The sequence below is a fragment of the Comamonas sp. C24C genome (assembly GCF_053345995.1).
Genome location: NZ_JBKFBC010000001.1, coordinates 803,893 through 821,186 on the forward strand (window position 1 = coordinate 803,893; position 17,294 = coordinate 821,186).

The window sequence follows — 17,294 nt, forward strand, 5'->3', positions numbered from 1 at the left end:
GGGTGCGGCTGATTGCCGGTCCCGATCATCGCGTGGTGCTGCCGGGATCGGCCCTGCTGGGGGCGGCTTTGGTGGTCAGCGCCGATGCTGTGGCGCGCACCATCGTCAAGCCGGCCGAGCTGCCGCTGGGCGTGCTCACCGCGTTTATCGGTGTGCCGCTGTTTCTGGCCATGCTGCGCCAGTTCAGGAGCAAGGTATGAGTGCGCACCAAGGGTTGTCCAGCCTCGAATGCCGCCATCTGGGCGTCGGCGTAGCCAAGGGGCCGCGCCTGGCGACGGTCAATGTGCGGATTCCGGCCGGGCGCTTTACCGCCATCCTCGGCCCCAACGGCGCCGGCAAGTCCACGCTGATGTCCATGCTGGTAGGCGAGCGCGCGCCGCAGTCGGGACAGGTCCTGCTCGACGGGCAGGCGCTTTCCGCGCATGCGGTGGAGGGACTGGCACGTCGTCGCTCCGTCATGCCCCAGGATTGCAGCGTGGCCTTTGACTTCACGGCCCAGGAGGTGGTGGAGCTGGGACGTTATCCGCATCGTCATCAGCCCGGAAACGGGGAGGCGCAGATTCCGGCGCAGGCCATGGAGTTGACCGGGGTCGATCATCTGGCGCAGCGCAGCATCAACACGCTGTCGGGCGGCGAGCGGGCGCGCACTCATCTGGCCAGGGCACTGGCACAGATCTGGCAGCCGCTCGCCGACGGCGCGGCGCGCTGGCTGCTGCTGGATGAGCCCACCGCTGCTCTCGACCTGTCCCATCAGCACCATGCCATGCGCCTGCTGCGCCAATGGGCCGGGCAGCAGGGCGCGGGCGTGGTGGCGGTGATTCACGATCTGAACCTGGCCTTGCGCTATGCCGACGATGTGCTGGTACTGGGCGGTGATGCCGGAGTGCATCACGGTGCGGTGCTGGATGTGCTGCAGCCTGCGCTGGTGCGCCAGGTCTGGGGCATGCAGTGCGATCCGGTGCGCAGCAGCGACGGCGCGCTGCAATATATTTTTGTAGCTGATACCGCTTTACCTGCTTGAAATTTCAGCAGATTGAATTGAATTCTGAAGCCAGTCATGCGCAAGCTGCTTCAGATTCAATAGCTAACGACCTCGCTGTCACTGGCTGTCAATGCGTATGCACGGTCAGCGCAACCAGTTTGAGCACTAGCGGCCGCACCATCATCACGCAGAAGAACGCCACCGGCATGGCCAGCGCATAGGCGCTGAGCACGCGCCGCACATAGCCGCTGTCAAAGCCGGTATTGGCCGCCACGATGGTGCAGCACATCAGAAAGGCCATGATGCCGGCCATGAAAAATGCAAAGACAAACGGCGTGTAGCGTCGGTGCAGCTTGAGCGTCGAAAGTCTGGATGGGGAAGAGCTGGTGGAGGAATTCATGAAGATGATGTCGGAAATGCATTCCGCGTTGTTGCGGCGGGAGCAGGGTCTGTCAGCGGTTCGGGCCGAATGCATGGATGGAAAACAGGGTTGAACTGTAAGTACCACGGGCGGTCTGCGGTAGAGGCCCGGGACTTGTTGCACTCATAAGCAGATCTTTCGAATCCAATTGGGGATACATTCGCAGTCATGCCGAATCTGCGAGCCATAGAAACCTTTGTCAAAGCGCTGGAGGGCGGCTCCATCGCCTCGGCCGCGCGTCAGCTGGGCATTTCGCCCGCTGCCGCCAGCCAGAACATTGCGCGGCTGGAGCGCGAGCTGGGCACGCGCCTGATCACCCGCACCACCCGGTCCATGGCCTTGACCGAGGCCGGCGAGCGCTATCTGGCGCGCGTCGCGCCGGTGCTCGACGAGCTCGAAAAAGCCCAGTCCGATCTCTCGCTGATTCATGGAGAGCTGCAAGGCCGCTTGCGTATTGCCTGCATGTCCGCCTTCGGTCGCCATATGCTGGCGCCGCTGCTGCCGGCGTTTACCGCGTTGCATCCGCGGCTGGAGCTGGAGCTCCTGATCACGGACCGGCATGTGGACGTGCTCAAGGAAGATGTGGACATCAGCGTGCGCTACCGCGATGTGCTGGAGCCCGGCATGTCGGTGCGGCTGCTGGCCTCGGCGCCGCGCATTCTGTGTGCCTCGCCCCAGTATCTGCAGCAGCACGGCAGACCGCAGACGGCGCAGGAGCTGCTCGAGCATGCCTGCTTGCTGTACCGGCGCGAGCGTGACGGCAGGATCATGCGCTGGCCCTTTCTGCGCGATGGCCAGCGCACCGATCCGCAGCAGAAGATTGCGGCCATAGGCAGCGATATCGATGCCCTGGTGGAGTTCGCCGCTGCCGGTGGCGGCATCGCCTGGGCCGGCAGCTTCATCGTCCATGAGGAGCTGCGCAGAGGGCGGCTGGTACCGCTGGCACTCAAGCCGGCGCGCAAGGGCCAGCTGCAGTTCGAGGATGTTCCGCTGGACTTCTTCGCCTGCTTCAAGGATCGCCAATATGTGCCCACCAAGGTCCGCGCGCTGGTCGACTATCTGCTGCAGGTACTGCCGCAGCAGCCCGTCCTGCGTTGAGCGAGGACACTGCGTGGCGCTTGCATTACCCGTAGTTCTTGACGCAGGCGCGGGCTAAGTAAGGGCGGCCGAGCAAGAGCCGCCTCGCAGCGAGGGCTGCGTCCCCTTGGGGAAGCGGCGAAGCCGCTCAGGGGGAGGCTTAATGTCCCAGGTGCTGCGGCAGCACCTCCTGCAAGATGGTGGTGGCAATCTCTTCGATCGACTTGGTGGTGCTGGACAGCCATTCGATGCCGCTTCTGCGCATCATGGCCTCGGCCTCGGCCACCTCGTAGCGGCAGTTCTGCAGGCTGGCGTATTTGGAGTCCGGACGGCGCTCGCTGCGGATGGCAGAGAGGCGGTTTGGGTCGATCGTCAGACCGAACAGCTTGGCGCGGAAGGGAACCAGGGCGGGCGGCAGTTGCTTGCGGTCGAAGTCTTCGGGGATCAGCGGGTAATTGGCGACCTTGAGACCGAACTGCATGGCCAGATACAGGCTGGTGGGTGTCTTGCCCGAGCGGCTCACGCCCACCAGGATCACGTCGGCACCCGTCAGGTCGGTATTGGTCTGACCGTCATCATGGGCCAGCGTGTAGTTGATGGCCTCCATGCGCTCCAGATATTCCTTGCTCTCGCTGATATCGGCAAAGCGGCCCACGCGGTGCAGCGACTTCTGGCCCAGCTCCACTTCCAGCGGCCGGACAAAGGTGCCGAACATGTCGAACAGCTTGCCCTTGCAGTTGGCTTCAAGGAATTCCAGCATTTCCTGGCTCACCAGCGTGGTGAAGATGATGGGCTTGCGCTTCTCCACCTCGGCCACATGGTTGATCTGGCGCACGGCCTGGTGCACCTTGTCCATGGAGTCCACAAAGGGCACGCGAATGATGCGCGGCTTGCTCTCGAACTGGGCCATGATGGCCGTGCCGAAAGTCTCTGCCGTGATGCCTGTGCCGTCAGAAATGACAAAAATTGTATGGGTATGCATGGTGCGCGCTGTTATTAGGTGGGACCTGTGCAGGCAATGCCATGTCCCGGACTCTGAATCTGGTTTGAGCCACGCGAGGCTTGCTGGCTCAGCCTACAATGGCGCCCATTATTCCCAAATTCAAGCCCATGCTCGTTGACGGTCGATATCCAGAACAGCAAAGCACTGCATTCAAGCAGCATGGGTTCGCGTGCCCTGGCCATTCAGCCCAGCGCCGCCTGCGTACCGGTTTTTAACTTTGGAGCTCCCCATGTCTCAACTGTTCGAAGCGACCGCGCTGGTCGTTCCGTTTGAAAAACTGAGAATGTCTGATGTCGAGTCCGTAGGCGGCAAGAACGCCTCGCTCGGCGAAATGATCTCGCAACTGCCCCAGGGCGTGCGCGTGCCTACCGGCTTTGCCACCACGGCCCATGCCTTCCGCGAGTTCCTGGCCTTTGAAGGCCTGGCTGGCAAGATCTCTGCCAAGCTGGCCGCTCTGGACGTGGACGATGTCCGCGCTCTGGCCGCTGTGGGCGCCGAAATTCGCGCGATGGTGGAAAGCCAGCCTTTCCCTGCCGATCTGGAACAGGCCATCCGTGAGGAATTTGTCCGTCTGCAAGGCGGCAATGCCGAGGCATCGTTTGCCGTGCGCTCTTCCGCCACTGCAGAAGACCTGCCCGATGCATCGTTTGCCGGCCAGCAGGAAACCTTCCTGAACGTGGTGGGCATCGAAGACGTGCTGCACAAGATGAAGGAAGTGTTCGCGTCGCTTTACAACGACCGCGCCATCTCCTACCGCGTGCACAAGGGCTTCGAGCACGATGTGGTGGCCCTGTCCGCCGGCGTGCAGCGCATGGTGCGTTCCGACAAGGGCGCTGCCGGCGTGATGTTCACCATCGACACCGAATCCGGTTTCGAGGAAGTGGTCTTCATCACCTCCAGCTACGGCCTGGGCGAGACCGTGGTGCAGGGCGCCGTGAACCCCGACGAGTTCTATGTGCACAAGCCCATGCTCAAGGCTGGCAACAAGGCGTTGATCCGCCGCAATCTGGGCTCCAAGCTGATCCAGATGATCTTTGCCACACCCGAGGAAAAGGCTGCCGACGGCAAGCTGGTCAAGACCACCGATGTGGCCCACGAGCTGCGCAACCGCTATTCGCTGACCGACGAGGAAGTGCAGCAACTGGCGCATTACGCGCTGGTGATCGAGCAGCACTACGGCCGTCCCATGGATATCGAATGGGGCAAGGACGGCACCGACGGCCAGCTTTACATCCTGCAGGCGCGCCCTGAAACCGTGAAGAGCCAGTCCAAGGGCCAGGCCGAGCTGCGCTACAAGCTCAAGGGCACGGGCACCGTGCTGGCCGAAGGCCGCGCCATCGGTCAGAAGATCGGTACCGGCCCCGTGCGCCTGGTGTCCGACATCTCGCAGATGGATCAGGTGCAGGCCGGCGACGTGCTGGTGACCGACATGACCGATCCCAACTGGGAGCCCGTCATGAAGAAGGCTTCGGCCATCGTCACCAACCGTGGTGGCCGTACCTGCCACGCCGCCATCATTGCACGCGAGCTGGGCATTCCCGCTGTTGTGGGCTGCGGCAATGCAACCGATCTGCTCAAGGCCGAAACACTGGTTACCGTGTCCTGTGCGGAAGGCGATACCGGCAAGATCTATGACGGTCTGCTGGAAACCGAAGTGACCGAGGTCAAGCGTGGCGAGATGCCCAGCATCCCCACCAAGATCATGATGAACGTGGGCAATCCTCAACTGGCTTTCGACTTTGCCCAGCTGCCGAACGAAGGCGTGGGTCTGGCCCGCCTGGAATTCATCATCAACAACAATATCGGTGTCCACCCCAAGGCCATCCTGGACTACCCCGCTGTTGACGCCGACCTGAAGAAGGCCGTCGAGTCCGTGGCCCGTGGCCATGCATCTCCCCGTGCGTTCTACGTGGACAAGGTGACTGAAGGCGTGGCAACGATTGCCGCCGCTTTCTGGCCCAAGCCCGTGATCGTGCGCATGTCCGACTTCAAGTCCAACGAATACCGCAAGCTGATCGGCGGCAGCCGTTACGAGCCCGAGGAAGAGAACCCCATGCTGGGCTTCCGCGGTGCAGCGCGTTACATCTCGGCCGAGTTCGGTGAAGCCTTCAAGATGGAATGCGAAGCCCTGCTTCGCGTGCGTGAGGACATGGGTCTGACCAACGTCAAGATCATGATCCCCTTCGTGCGTACCCTGGGCCAGGCCAAGCGCGTGACCGAGCTGCTGGCCGAGAACGGCCTCAAGCGCGGCGAAAACGGCCTGCAGCTGATCATGATGTGCGAAGTGCCTTCCAACGCCGTGCTGGCCGAGGAGTTCCTCGAATACTTCGACGGCTTCTCCGTGGGCTCCAACGACCTGACCCAGCTGACCCTGGGCCTGGATCGCGACTCCGGCCTGGAGCTGCTGGCCGCCGACTTCGACGAGCGCGACCCCGCCGTCAAGAAGCTGCTGGCTCGCGCCATCAAGGCCTGCCGCGATCAGAACAAGTATGTGGGCATCTGCGGCCAGGGCCCTTCGGACCACCCCGACTTCGCCAAGTGGCTGGCCGATGAGGGCATCTCCTCCATCTCCCTGAACCCTGACAGCGTGGTCTCCACCTGGCAGAAGCTGGCTGAATAAGCCTTCGCATCGCCGTGCGGACGCATCACGCGCCTATGCATGACGATGCCGCGTCGGATGCCCCGCGACAGGCATTCGATGCTTTCGGCAATCCGGTGGAGGTGACCTTCCCGCCGGATCTGCACGATACGCACCACCTGAGACTCAAGGCCTTGCTGCTGAGCGTCTGGGTGGTGTCTTCATTTGGCACCTGCTACTTTGCGCGCGATATCCAGGCGCTGATGCCGGACTGGCCCGTGGCCTACTGGATGGCAGCCCAAGGGGCGGTCCTGATGTTCCTGTTGATCATCGTGGTCTATTGTGTGGCCATGGATTATTTCGAACGCCAACAGGCGCGTGACGAAGCGCGCAAGCGGCCTGCGGCTCACCAAGCCTCTCTCCCCGCAACCGACCCTCATGCCTGAGCGGCCCGTTCTGAGCCGCGCCTACCACTGGCGGCTGCATCGCATTCTGTTTCTCTATGTGTTGGGAACGGCGGCCTTTTTGCTGACCATGCTCTGGGCCGAGGAGCGCGGGCTGTCGCGGCACTGGATCGGGCCTATCTTTCTGTTTTCCACGGTGATGGTGTATGCGGCCATCGGTGTGTATTCGCGCACCAGTGATGCCGAGGAGTATTTCGTCGCCGGCCGGCGCATTCCGCCTTTCTACAACGGCATGGCTGCTGCTGCTGACTGGATGAGTGCAGCCTCGTTCATCAGTCTCTCCGGCGCGCTTTATCTGCAAGGTTTTTCGGGGACCGGCACACAGCCTGGCGGGCTGGCCTATGTGCTGGGATGGACGGGCGGGTTCTGCCTGGTCGGCATGCTGATTGCCCCCTATCTGCGGGCCATGAATCTCTATACCGTGCCGGATTTCTTCCAGGCGCGCTATGGCGGGCGCTGGCCGCGCATCATTGCCGCGCTGGCCGCCATTACCTGTTCGTTCACCTATGTGGTGGCGCAGATCTATGGCGTGGGGCTGATTGCCGCACGCCTGACCGGCGTGCAGTTCGAGATCGGCATCATGCTGGGTCTGGGCGGCGTGCTGCTGTGCTCGTTCCTGGGCGGCATGCGGGCGATCACCTGGACCCAGGTGGCGCAATACGTGGTCATCTTGCTGGCCTTCATGCTGCCGGTTTCCTGGCTGGCCTACAAGCAGCTGGGCAACCCCTGGGCGCAGCTGGCCTACAGCCAGCAACTGGGCAAGATTGGCGCCATGGAGCAGCAGCTGCTGTCATCAGAGGCCGAGCAGTCGGTGCTGGAGGCATACCGCACCCGTGCCCAGGTGCTGCAGGCCAAGCTGCGCGATGTGCCCAATGTGCTGGCGGCCGAACGCCAGGCCCTGAGCGAGCATATCCGCGAGTTGCGCACCAGCAGCGGCAATATCGGCGCCATCATGACTGCCAGCCGGGAGCTGGCCGCCATGCCCAAGGATGAGGTGGCGGCACGCGAACTCTGGAGCCGCGAGTTGCACGAGGCCTATGAGCGGGCCAAGCCGCTGGGCGGCATGCCGCTGCAAAGTCAGCCTTTTGCCGGGGATCCGGATGGTTCACCGGCCGAGCGCAAGGTCTATGAGGAAAGCCGACGCAATTTTCTGGCGCTGATGTTCTGCCTGATGGTCGGCACGGCCGGGCTGCCGCATCTGCTGACACGCTACTTCACGGTTCCCTCGGTGTCGGCGGCGCGTACCTCGGTGGCCTGGTCGCTGTTCTTTATCGGTCTGCTGTATCTTGGCGCGCCGGCCTTGGCCGTGCTGGTCAAGTTCGAGGTCATGAGCAATCTTGTGGGCACGCATTTCGATGCCTTGCCCAACTGGATAGCACAGTGGTCCAGGGTCGACAGCTCGTTGCTGGCCGTCGAGGACATCAATGGCGACGGCATCTTGCAGTTCGGCGAGATCCGCATGGGGGCTGACCTCATCATGCTGGCCACGCCGGAGCTGGGCGGCATGCCCTATGTGCTCTCCGGTCTGGTGGCGGCGGGCGGGTTGGCGGCGGCATTGTCCACGGCCGACGGTCTGCTGCTGACGATCAGCAATGCCCTGGTGCGGGATCTCTACTTCCAGGAGCGTCAGCGCCTGGATACGCGCAAGCGGCGTGTCTCGCCCGAGCAGCGTGTGATTCTCTCCAAGTTCGCATTGCTGCTGGTGGCGCTGTCGGCGGCCTTTGTGGCTGCGCGGCGCTCTTCGGACATTCTTCCAATGGTCTCGGCCTCGTTCTCGCTTGCCGGCTCGGCTTTTGTGCCGGCCATGGTGCTGGGCATCTTCTGGCGCGGCACCACGCGCCGTGGTGCGGTGGCCGGCATGTTGCTGGGCCTGGCCGTGACGGTGTACTACATGGTCTCTCATGTGCCGGGTCTGCAGGGGGTGCTGCCTCCGGCACTGCGCGGCGAGGCACTCTGGTGGGGCATTCAGCCCATCTCGGCCGGTGTGTTTGGCGTGCCGGCAGGCTTGCTCACCATATTGCTGGTCAGCTGGTGGGAGCAGCGCCGATCAAGCGCTCGGAAGAACTCTTGATTCGATAGCTTCCAGCGCTCTTTCACGAAGGGCTTGAGATGGTTTTCAGGTAATTTTTTGCAGGGTCTGATCTGGCTCAATCCGGAGCTAGCTTGCAGGAAAACCCGCTTTTCAGCCGCCGCCACAGATGCCACTCTGCAGTTCTAAAAAGCAATTCAATGCATAGAGGGGCGGGGGCGATGTATCTAGTCAAAACACCCGAGGGCCAGCAGGCCTTCAAGGAGCGCCATGCCGATCTGAGCCAGCGCCTGCGCTCGGCCTTTTTGCTGTTTGACGGTCAACGCAGCCTGATGCAGGTGCTGGAGGCGACCTCGGCGCTGGGAGTGGTCAAGGACGATATTCTGGCCCTGGTCGATAGAGGCTGGCTGGCCACGAGGGAGTCTTCCGCCGCAGCGTTGGCCTCGAAGAGCGGCTCACCCTCCCTGGACCCGGTTGAGCTTGGGCTAGACGTCGGCCAGAAGCGCTACCAGAAGGCTTACCCCATGGCTGTGTCCATCACGGGTGCATTGGGGCTCAAGGGCTTCAGGCTGAATCTGGCCGTGGAGGCTGCCATGGGCTATGAACAACTGGTGGAGCTGGCGCCGCGCATACGCGATGCGGCGGGTGACAAAGCCTATATGCCGCTGCACAGAGCGCTGTTCGAGGCCGATGCATAAGCTGCTGATACAGGGCATTTCCCAAAGAAAAAGCGGCCTCACAGGGCCGCTTTTTCGTGGACGGAGCCTGGGGCTCAGACCGCCAGCAATTCCACATCAAACTTCAGCGTGGCGTTGGGGGGGATCACGCCGCCGGCGCCGCGCGCGCCATAGCCCAGGGCTGCTGGGATCAGCAGCGTGCGCTGACCGCCGACCTTCATGCCTTGCACGCCTTCGTCCCAGCCCTTGATGACCATGCCGGCGCCCAGGGGGAAGACGAAAGGATCGTTGCGGTCCTTGCTGGAGTCGAACTTGGCGCCTTGCACGCCATTGTTGTAGAGCCAGCCGGTGTAGTGCACGGTCACGTTCTGACCGGCCTTGGCTTCGATGCCTTCGCCAACGACGGTGTCTTCATATTGCAGGCCGGAGGCAGTAGTGTTGAATGCCATGATGGATTTCCTTTCAGCACAAAGCAGAAAAAGGCGATGGAAAAAAGGGCCGGCCAAGCTCGCTTGGGGCCCTTGGATGATAGTGGTGTCCGCTTGCCGCCAGTCCCCCGGCAGCAACAGCGGCAAGGTTTACTTCTTGGCGCGCGCCGCAACCCAGCGGTTGGCAAAGGCCTGCACGTCGGACAGGCGCTTGAGCAGATCTTGTCCGGTCAAGGTCACGGTGTAGCCGTCGCTGCCATGTTCGAGCAGGCCGCATTCGCGCAGTTCCTTGATGCGGGTGTTCAGCGTGTTGGGAGTGATGCCGCCCACGCTGTCTTGCAGCAGTCGGAAGGTCTGGGGATGACCATCCCGCAAAGCCCACAGCACGCGCAGCGCATAGCGGCATTCGAGCTTCTCGAACAGCTGGTTGATGGCGGCGTTTTCCTTGGAGCTCATGGACGCTTCTCCTTGCGCAATGATGTTGTCGAGCTGGGCGCACTGGGCGCTTTCAGTGCCATGTCCGATGGACTATAGCGGTTAATTTATTTTGCTACAAGTTTAGTAGCTTCAAATCTTCAACTGCAACGCCTTGAGGTGATAAACGCGACAAACAGCACGCAAGTGTTGCGGGTCAGCCACGAATCCGGGCGAAGACGCGCGTGCTTCAGGGTTTGTAGCAGTGATGAGAGTGCTGGAGCAGCCTGCGCGACAGGCTGGCGTGGTTTGCCGGCTGTGTTAGTGCTGGCTTAGGTGTTTCCAGGTGTAAAAATGGAGTCAAGCCATTGACCTGTCGGCGCAGGCAGCTATGAAAATCATAGTTCCTGTTTTGACGCCTGTATTTGCTTGAGTTGCACCAGCACTTGCAACAGGCGATTGGCCGGCGCGGCAATGCCCAGGGCCTGAGCGCGCCGCACCACATAGCCATTGAGATGGTCGATTTCCGTGGGCTTGCCGCGCGCCAGATCCTGGGCCGTAGAAGAGCGCTGGCCGGGCATGGTGCGTGCGATGGCGGCTACCGCCTCGTCCACGGTAGCGGGAAGGATCACGCCGTCGGCCATGGCCACAGTCTTGCATTCGGCGGCGATGTCCTGCATCACGGCGGGTATGCCCTGCTGCGCGACCAGCCAGCCATAGGGCTGCTGGGTGAGAGCGGAGAGCGCGTTGTACACGCAGTTGATGATGAGCTTTTGCCAGAGTGCGGCCAGCACGCCATCCGAGACTTGTGTGGGAATGCCGGCGGTGCTGAACTGGCCCGCGATCGCATCGCCCTGGGGGCAGGGAGCGATGACCAGCTCGCCCCGGCCAAAGTGACGCACATGGCCCGGGCCGGCCATGGCGGTGGCCACATAGACCACGGCAGCTGCCACCGGCTGTCGACCCAGCACCTGGCGCAGGCGCTGGTCGTTGTCCACGCCATTCTGCAAGCTCAGTATTTGGGTATGGGCAGTCAGGTGGGGTTTGATCTGTGCGGCCGCTGCTTCGGTGTCGGTGGATTTCACACAGAACAGCACCACATCGGCGCCCGCCACGGCGCTGGGCTCGGTGCTGGTGGCGACGGGGAGGTGCAGATCTTCTGTTGCCGTCTGCAGTCGCAGCCCGTGCTGGCTGACCGCCTGCATATGCGATGCTCTACCAATCAGCGTGACCGAGTGACCGGCGCGTGCCAGCAGAGCTCCAAAGTAACAGCCCACCGAGCCTGCGCCCATGACGGCAACGGAAAGGCGGGAGGGGGCAGTGGTGTGGTCGACCAGGTTCATGGGGCTATCCTGCAAGGTGGCTTAGCTCTTGAGCTTGAGCAGATAGGTCATCAGCTGGGCGGTGGAGGTCTCGACCTCCAGAAACTCCTGCAGCGCCTTGCCGGTTTGCCAAGAGGAGCTCCAATTATTGCTGACCAGGGCTTGTTTCCATTGCTCCTGATTGCTCGCATGGTCGATAGCAGCCAGCAGTTGCTGGATGCGCTCTGCAGGCAGATTTCTGCCCGTAAAGACGGCGCGCCAGTTGGACATTTCGGCGTCCATGCCCTGGTCGCGCATGGAGGCGATGCCGAACATGGCGCGCCGCGAGGAAACACCGAGAGCACGCAGCTTGCCAGCCTGCAAGGCATCCCTGAGCTCGCTGTAGCCCGAGATTCCCACCTGTACCTGTTTTTGCAGCAGGGCCTGCAGCACCTCGTTACCGCCGGGGAAGGCCTTGTACTGCAGCTGCTCCGCATTGGCCTTGGACAGGCGGGCCAGCATGCCCGCATACATATGGTCCACGCCGCCGGCGGAGCCTCCGGCAATCGCCAGTGCAGGCAGGTTTTCGCGCATGGCCTTGGCCAGTGCCTTGGGGTTGGCGATCGGTGAGTCGAAAGGCACGGCCACCACCAGGTAGTCACTGGTCAGGCGCGCCAGGGCTTGCACCTGATGCAGCTCGGCCGATTTCTTGTTCAGCGCCAGAGCGCCGACCATGACCATGCCGCCGATCAGCAGGCTGTTGGGGTCGTTGCCGTAGCGCTTGGTGTATTCGGCCAAGCCTATGGTGCCGCCCTTGCCGCCGATGTTTTCATAAATGACCTTGTCCACCATGCCGCTGCCGACCAGCGCGGCACCCAGGGCGCGACCGGTCTGGTCCCAGCCGCCGCCGGGATTGGCGGGGATCACGATGCGCAGCTGCGTCCCCAGGCGCTGGGGCGGGTTGGCCATGGCTGCCAAAGGCGTGGCCAGCAAGGCTGCGGAATAGCCCAGCCACTGGCGCCGTGTCGGAAGGCTGTGTGCTTGGATGGTGTTCATGTCTGTCTCCGTTGTTATGTGTCTTTTGGTGTGTTTGGCCGCAAGCAAAGGTTTGCTGACCCTGGGGTACATGCGAAAAAGCCCCGACCTGAAACAGATCGGGGCTTGGAGTCGCAGGGAGCCGGCGTGCCGGTTCCTCGGGCTGGCTTTACAGCGAGTCGATGAAGCTGCGCAGCTTGTCGGAGCGCGAAGGGTGCTTGAGCTTGCGCAGCGCCTTGGCTTCGATCTGACGGATACGCTCGCGCGTCACGTCAAACTGCTTGCCGACTTCTTCCAGCGTGTGGTCGGTGGACATCTCGATACCGAAGCGCATGCGCAGCACCTTGGCTTCGCGAGGCGTCAGGCCGTCGAGGATGTCCTTGACCACATCGCGCAGGCCGGCTTGCATGGCGGCATCGATGGGCGCCGTGTTGTTGCCGTCCTCGATGAAATCGCCCAGGTGGGAGTCGTCGTCGTCGCCGATGGGGGTTTCCATCGAGATCGGCTCCTTGGCGATCTTCATGATCTTGCGGATCTTGTCCTCGGGGATCTCCATCTTGGCTGCCAGGATGGACGCATCGGGCTCGAAACCAAACTCTTGCAAGTGCTGGCGCGAGATGCGGTTCATCTTGTTGATGGTCTCGATCATGTGCACGGGGATGCGGATCGTACGGGCCTGGTCGGCGATGGAGCGCGTGATGGCCTGACGAATCCACCAGGTCGCATAGGTCGAGAACTTGTAGCCGCGACGGTATTCGAACTTGTCCACGGCCTTCATCAGGCCGATATTGCCTTCCTGGATCAGATCTAGGAATTGCAGACCGCGGTTGGTGTACTTCTTGGCGATGGAGATCACGAGACGCAGGTTGGCCTCGATCATTTCCTTCTTGGCGTCACGGCTGGCGCGCTCGCCGCTGTTCATGCGCTTGTTAATGTGCTTGAGCTCTTCCAGAGGCACGACCACGCGGGCCTGCAGGTCGATCAGGTTCTGCTGCAGCTCCTGCACGGGCGGGATGTTGCGTTCCAGCACGGCGCTGTAGTTCTTGCCTGCCGCCACTTGCTTGAGGACCCAGTCCAGGTTCAGCAGGTTGGGCGGGAAGTCCTTGATGAACTGCTCCTGCGGCATGCCGCACTTGTCCACGATGATCTTGCGCAGCTCGCGTTCCTTCTTGCGCACGTCGTCCACCTGAGCGCGCACCAGATCGCAGAGCTTTTCAATCGTCTTGGCCGTGAAGCGAATGGTCATCAGCTCTTCGGTGATGGCCTTCTGCACCTTCATGTATGCCTCGGTGCCGTAGCCTTCCTTGTCATACACCTTGTGCATTTTGTCGAAAAGCTCGCGCATGGAGTCAAAGCGACCCAGGGCTTCGTTCTTCAGCTCTTCGAGCTTCTTGGTCAGGGCCTTGGAGCCGCCCTTGCCGTCATCGTCGTCTTCTTCGTCATATTCGTCGAAGTCTTCTTCGGCAACATAGTCGTCGTTCTCGTTGGCATTGACGAAGCCGTCCACCACGGTGGAGATGACAACCTTGCCTTCGCGGATCTCCTCGGCCATGTTGAGGATCTCGGCGATGGTCGCGGGGGAAGCCGAGATGGCTTCCATCATGTCCATCAGGCCGCCTTCGATGCGCTTGGCGATTTCGATTTCGCCTTCGCGTGTCAGCAGTTCGACGGTACCCATTTCACGCATGTACATGCGCACGGGGTCGGTAGTGCGGCCGAATTCGGAGTCCACGGTGGACAGAGCCGCTTCGGCTTCTTCTTCCGCTTCCTCTTCGGTGGTGGCTGACTGGCCGGTGTTGTTCAGCAGCAGGGTTTCCGCATCGGGAGTCTGCTCGTACACGGCTACGCCCATGTCGTTCAACATGGAGATCACGACTTCCAGCGTTTCGGCATCGACCAGCTTGTCGGGCAGGTGGTCGTTGATTTCGGCGTGGGTCAGGTAGCCGCGGGTCTTGCCCAGCTTGATCAGCATCTTCAGACGCTGACGGCGGGTGTTCATTTCCTCTTCGGTCAGAACGGTCTCGTCCAGGCCGAATTCCTTCATCAAGGCGCGTTCCTTCGCCTTGCTGATTTTCATGCGCAGAGGCTTGGCCTTTTCGGCAGGAGCAGCAGACGCTTCGGTGACTGTCTCCTCTTCGATTTCGCCTTCCAGATCGCTGTCGATGTCCGACAGGTCGGCATCATCCATGTCCTCGTCGGCTTCCTTGGCCTTGGGCTTGCGACCGCGCTTGGCGGGAGTCTTGTCGGCATCGGCGCTGGCAGCGGGGGCCTTGACGGCGGCAGCCTTCTTGGCGGGAGCAGCCTTTTTGGCGACGGCCTTCTTGGCGGCAGGAGCGGCAGCTGTGTCGTCGTCTTCTTCGGCTTTCTTGCGGCCGCGCTTGGGAGTTGCCTGCGCCAGCAGCGCATCGGCCATGGCTTTGAGTTCGGCTTGTGACTTGGTAACCACGGTGGTGTCTTTCTTGGCTTCGGCTGCAGATGCAGCACTCTTCTTCACAGCAGGCTTGCTGGCACTGGCCTTTTTCGCGGACTCTGCTGCGGAAGTGGAAGTTTTAGAGGTCTTGGGCTTTGCTGAAGCTTCTGGGGCCTGCTTGGACTTCACGGACTTTGAAACGGGCATGAACACCTCTCACGGTACGAACACACACAAACACACAAAGGAAAACGGAAAATGCAAACAAACGCCATCAAAGCTGGCGCAAGAACAGGCCTAGCCTGTCCGGTGGAGCACAAAGACTCCATGGCAAGATGTTGGGGCGATCATTTGGTATGCAATCCTTGCGAGAAATGGGCCATGCAGTTGCTGCCATCACGTGATTTCTTCACGGGGCCCGGGTCGGAGGTGTTGCTGTCGCTCTTGCCTGTATCCTCTAAATTATACCTTTTTTAAAGATGTCAAGAGGTGGAGCTAATAATTACAGATAAATTTTTTCGCCGCTGTTGAAACTCTATGTAACGCCTTGCCGCCGTGGGGTCGGTAGCGATCTCCTTGAGTGCCTGGGCTTCCTCGCGTTTGAGGTGATCCACCAGGATCAGATTCAGCGTGCCGCGCAATTCCTTGCGCAACTCGTCGACTTCGCCCTCGGGGTTGGCATGGGCGCCGCTCATCAGCTTGCTGGCCAGCGGTTCGCAGGGCGAGCCTTGCAATTGCTCGCGCAGCACCGCCCAGGAGCGCGGTCCGGACTCGGTGAACTGGGCTTCAAGCCAGCGGAACAAGGGCGCATGGCTTTGGTTGCAGCGCGCCAGGGCATCGAAATCCTCATGGGTCATCTCTTCCATGAACTCCATGTGACACATCAGCAGGCGAGCGGCCTGGTCTTCGCGGCTGACCGGCGTGGGGCGTGGGCCCAGCTGCGGCGGGTTCCAGTCCTCGCCCTTCTTGCCCCAGGGCTTGCGCTGGCGGCCGAATTCCTTGCGGCCCGACCAGTTGCCGCCGCCGCCCTGGCTCGGGTAGGAGGGGGCCGGTGCCGCGGCATCGGCCCAGTCGGGAGCGCTTTCCCAACTGGCCGGTGGCGCATCCCATTCCGGTGCCTGAGGGCCGGAGGGTGCTGGGGCAGGTGCGCGGCGGGCAATGGGGGCTGTGCGTGCGGCTTCCTGCGCCCAGATATCGGTGAGGTCGCGCGAGTCCAACTGGGCCAGAGCTGCGATTTCGGAGAGCAACTGGCGCTTGAGGGCTCCGTCGGGCAGCAGCGACCACAGCGGCCGCGCGTTGCTGGCCATATGGGCGCGGCCCTCGGTCTGGCCCAGATCGCAGCCCTCGCTGGCCGATTCGATGAGAAAGCGGCTCAGTGGCGTGGCATCGCCCACATAGCGCGAGAAGGCCTCGGGGCCGAATTCGCGGATGAAGCTGTCGGGGTCGTGCTCCGAAGGCAGGAACAGGAACTTGATGGAGCGCGTGTCGGTCGCCAGCGGCAGGGCTGCATCCAGCGCCTTGCGCGCGGCGCGCCGGCCCGCGTTATCGCCGTCGAAGCTGAAGACCACGGCATCGGTGAAGCGAAACAGCTTTTGAACATGCTCCGGCGTGCAGGCCGTTCCAAGCGTGGCCACGGCATTGGCAAAGCCGAGCTGGGCCAGCGCCACCACGTCCATATAGCCTTCGGTAACCAGGGCGTAGCCCATGTCGCGCAGGGCCTGGCGGGCCTCGTAAAGGCCGTAGAGCTCGCGGCCCTTGTGGAAGACCGGGGTCTCGGGGGAGTTCAGGTATTTGGGTTTCTCATCGCCAAACACCCGGCCGCCAAAGCCTATGCATTCGCCTTTGACATTGCGAATCGGGAACATCAGCCGGTCGCGGAAACGGTCGTAGCGGCGGCTGTCGTCCTCGCCCACGATGACCAGCCCGCATTCTTCAAGCTGCGGGTTGTCGTACTCGGCGAATACGCTGGCCAGGCCATGCCAGCCTGCAGGCGCATAGCCCAGGCCGAAGCGCTTGGAGACCTCGCCCGAGACGCCGCGCTTTTTCAGATACTCGATGGCCTTGGGAGCGGCCTTGAGCTGTTTGCGATAGGACTCGCCGGCTTTTTCAAGCAGGTCGCTCAGGGTCTCGGCTTTCTGCTTTTGCTGGGCCTGGCGCTGGCGCTCGGCCGGACTGATGTCGTCCTGCGGCACTTGCAGGCCGCATTGATTGGCAAGCTCCTGCACTGCCTCGACAAAGCCCATGCCGGCGTGCTCCATCAGAAAGCCGATGGCATTGCCGTTCTTGCCGCAGCCAAAGCAGTGAAAAAACTGCTTGCTGGGGCTGACCGTGAAAGAGGGCGACTTTTCGCCATGGAATGGGCATAGGCCCATGAAGTTGGCGCCGCCCTTTTTGAGCTGCACATAGCGGCCCACGATGTCGACCACGTCGACGCGGGAGAGCAACTCTTGGATGAATGATTGGGGAATGGCCACC

General features: G+C 62.1%; 15 protein-coding genes. 7 read left to right on the top strand and 8 right to left on the bottom strand.

Annotated features, from left to right (window positions below):
• Together ACLBXN_RS03670 and ACLBXN_RS03675 are read left to right on the top strand one after the other, a co-directional pair.
• Positions 1–200: iron chelate uptake ABC transporter family permease subunit (locus ACLBXN_RS03670; protein ID WP_447611166.1), on the top strand; the 200-nt coding region annotated here is incomplete at its 5' end.
• On the top strand, positions 197–1,021 hold the full coding sequence (locus tag ACLBXN_RS03675) for a heme ABC transporter ATP-binding protein (RefSeq protein WP_447611168.1): 825 nt from the start codon (positions 197–199) through the stop codon (positions 1,019–1,021). The genes ACLBXN_RS03670 and ACLBXN_RS03675, both read left to right, overlap by 4 nt.
• 88 nt (positions 1,022–1,109) lie before the next feature.
• On the opposite strand, the gene ACLBXN_RS03680 is transcribed toward ACLBXN_RS03675, so the two are convergent.
• Positions 1,110–1,382 (bottom strand): DUF2798 domain-containing protein, encoded by a 273-nt coding sequence (locus ACLBXN_RS03680; RefSeq protein ID WP_447611170.1) that lies wholly within the window; start codon positions 1,380–1,382, stop codon positions 1,110–1,112.
• A 189-nt stretch (positions 1,383–1,571) separates the two neighbouring features.
• On the opposite strand from ACLBXN_RS03680, the gene ACLBXN_RS03685 reads away from it, so the two are divergent.
• Positions 1,572–2,501 (top strand): LysR family transcriptional regulator, encoded by a 930-nt coding sequence (locus tag ACLBXN_RS03685; RefSeq protein ID WP_447611171.1) that lies wholly within the window; start codon positions 1,572–1,574, stop codon positions 2,499–2,501.
• A gap of 139 nt (positions 2,502–2,640) precedes the next feature.
• Here ACLBXN_RS03685 and ppsR read toward each other — a convergent pair whose 3' ends face one another.
• On the bottom strand, positions 2,641–3,462 hold the full coding sequence (ppsR, locus tag ACLBXN_RS03690) for a posphoenolpyruvate synthetase regulatory kinase/phosphorylase PpsR (protein ID WP_043004345.1): 822 nt from the start codon (positions 3,460–3,462) through the stop codon (positions 2,641–2,643).
• 250 nt (positions 3,463–3,712) lie between these two features.
• On the opposite strand from ppsR, the gene ppsA reads away from it, so the two are divergent.
• From ppsA to ACLBXN_RS03710, 4 genes are all read left to right on the top strand, one after another.
• Positions 3,713–6,103 carry a phosphoenolpyruvate synthase gene (ppsA, locus tag ACLBXN_RS03695; RefSeq protein ID WP_343676495.1) on the top strand — a complete coding sequence of 797 codons (2,391 nt, stop codon included), beginning with the start codon at positions 3,713–3,715 and terminating at the stop codon, positions 6,101–6,103.
• A gap of 35 nt (positions 6,104–6,138) precedes the next feature.
• Positions 6,139–6,507, top strand: coding sequence for a DUF4212 domain-containing protein (locus tag ACLBXN_RS03700; RefSeq protein ID WP_211457444.1), 369 nt, complete (start codon positions 6,139–6,141; stop codon positions 6,505–6,507).
• Positions 6,500–8,596 (top strand): VC_2705 family sodium/solute symporter, encoded by a 2,097-nt coding sequence (locus tag ACLBXN_RS03705; protein ID WP_447611172.1) that lies wholly within the window; start codon positions 6,500–6,502, stop codon positions 8,594–8,596. Before ACLBXN_RS03700 ends, ACLBXN_RS03705 begins: the two co-directional genes overlap by 8 nt.
• A gap of 179 nt (positions 8,597–8,775) precedes the next feature.
• Positions 8,776–9,252: a hypothetical protein gene (locus tag ACLBXN_RS03710; RefSeq protein WP_447611174.1), complete on the top strand. Its 477-nt coding sequence runs from the start codon at positions 8,776–8,778 to the stop codon at positions 9,250–9,252.
• 74 nt (positions 9,253–9,326) lie between these two features.
• Here ACLBXN_RS03710 and ACLBXN_RS03715 read toward each other — a convergent pair whose 3' ends face one another.
• From ACLBXN_RS03715 to dnaG, 6 genes are all read right to left on the bottom strand, one after another.
• Positions 9,327–9,680 carry an FKBP-type peptidyl-prolyl cis-trans isomerase gene (locus ACLBXN_RS03715; RefSeq protein WP_447611175.1) on the bottom strand — a complete coding sequence of 118 codons (354 nt, stop codon included), beginning with the start codon at positions 9,678–9,680 and terminating at the stop codon, positions 9,327–9,329.
• 129 nt (positions 9,681–9,809) lie between these two features.
• Complete coding sequence (locus ACLBXN_RS03720; RefSeq protein ID WP_003057624.1) at positions 9,810–10,115, bottom strand: winged helix-turn-helix transcriptional regulator; 306 nt, start codon at positions 10,113–10,115, stop codon at positions 9,810–9,812.
• A gap of 356 nt (positions 10,116–10,471) precedes the next feature.
• The gene (locus ACLBXN_RS03725; protein ID WP_447611176.1) at positions 10,472–11,416 is read right to left on the bottom strand and encodes a ketopantoate reductase family protein; all 945 of its coding nucleotides are present in this window, start codon (positions 11,414–11,416) and stop codon (positions 10,472–10,474) included.
• A gap of 21 nt (positions 11,417–11,437) precedes the next feature.
• Positions 11,438–12,430, bottom strand: coding sequence for a tripartite tricarboxylate transporter substrate binding protein (locus tag ACLBXN_RS03730; protein ID WP_447611177.1), 993 nt, complete (start codon positions 12,428–12,430; stop codon positions 11,438–11,440).
• A gap of 148 nt (positions 12,431–12,578) precedes the next feature.
• Positions 12,579–15,026, bottom strand: a complete 2,448-nt coding sequence (gene rpoD, locus ACLBXN_RS03735; RefSeq protein WP_447611178.1) for an RNA polymerase sigma factor RpoD — start codon at positions 15,024–15,026, stop codon at positions 12,579–12,581.
• A 275-nt stretch (positions 15,027–15,301) separates the two neighbouring features.
• Complete coding sequence (gene dnaG, locus ACLBXN_RS03740) at positions 15,302–17,293, bottom strand: DNA primase (RefSeq protein ID WP_447611180.1); 1,992 nt, start codon at positions 17,291–17,293, stop codon at positions 15,302–15,304.
• Position 17,294 lies beyond the last annotated feature (1 nt).

Coding starts and splice junctions, on each gene's coding strand:
- ACLBXN_RS03675 (WP_447611168.1), top strand. CDS start 197: ATGAGTGCGCACCAAGGGTTGTCCAGCCTCGAATGCCGCCATCTGGGC.
- ACLBXN_RS03680 (WP_447611170.1), bottom strand. CDS start 1,382: ATGAATTCCTCCACCAGCTCTTCCCCATCCAGACTTTCGACGCTCAAG.
- ACLBXN_RS03685 (WP_447611171.1), top strand. CDS start 1,572: ATGCCGAATCTGCGAGCCATAGAAACCTTTGTCAAAGCGCTGGAGGGC.
- ppsR (WP_043004345.1), bottom strand. CDS start 3,462: ATGCATACCCATACAATTTTTGTCATTTCTGACGGCACAGGCATCACG.
- ppsA (WP_343676495.1), top strand. CDS start 3,713: ATGTCTCAACTGTTCGAAGCGACCGCGCTGGTCGTTCCGTTTGAAAAA.
- ACLBXN_RS03700 (WP_211457444.1), top strand. CDS start 6,139: ATGCATGACGATGCCGCGTCGGATGCCCCGCGACAGGCATTCGATGCT.
- ACLBXN_RS03705 (WP_447611172.1), top strand. CDS start 6,500: ATGCCTGAGCGGCCCGTTCTGAGCCGCGCCTACCACTGGCGGCTGCAT.
- ACLBXN_RS03710 (WP_447611174.1), top strand. CDS start 8,776: ATGTATCTAGTCAAAACACCCGAGGGCCAGCAGGCCTTCAAGGAGCGC.
- ACLBXN_RS03715 (WP_447611175.1), bottom strand. CDS start 9,680: ATGGCATTCAACACTACTGCCTCCGGCCTGCAATATGAAGACACCGTC.
- ACLBXN_RS03720 (WP_003057624.1), bottom strand. CDS start 10,115: ATGAGCTCCAAGGAAAACGCCGCCATCAACCAGCTGTTCGAGAAGCTC.
- ACLBXN_RS03725 (WP_447611176.1), bottom strand. CDS start 11,416: ATGAACCTGGTCGACCACACCACTGCCCCCTCCCGCCTTTCCGTTGCC.
- ACLBXN_RS03730 (WP_447611177.1), bottom strand. CDS start 12,430: ATGAACACCATCCAAGCACACAGCCTTCCGACACGGCGCCAGTGGCTG.
- rpoD (WP_447611178.1), bottom strand. CDS start 15,026: ATGCCCGTTTCAAAGTCCGTGAAGTCCAAGCAGGCCCCAGAAGCTTCA.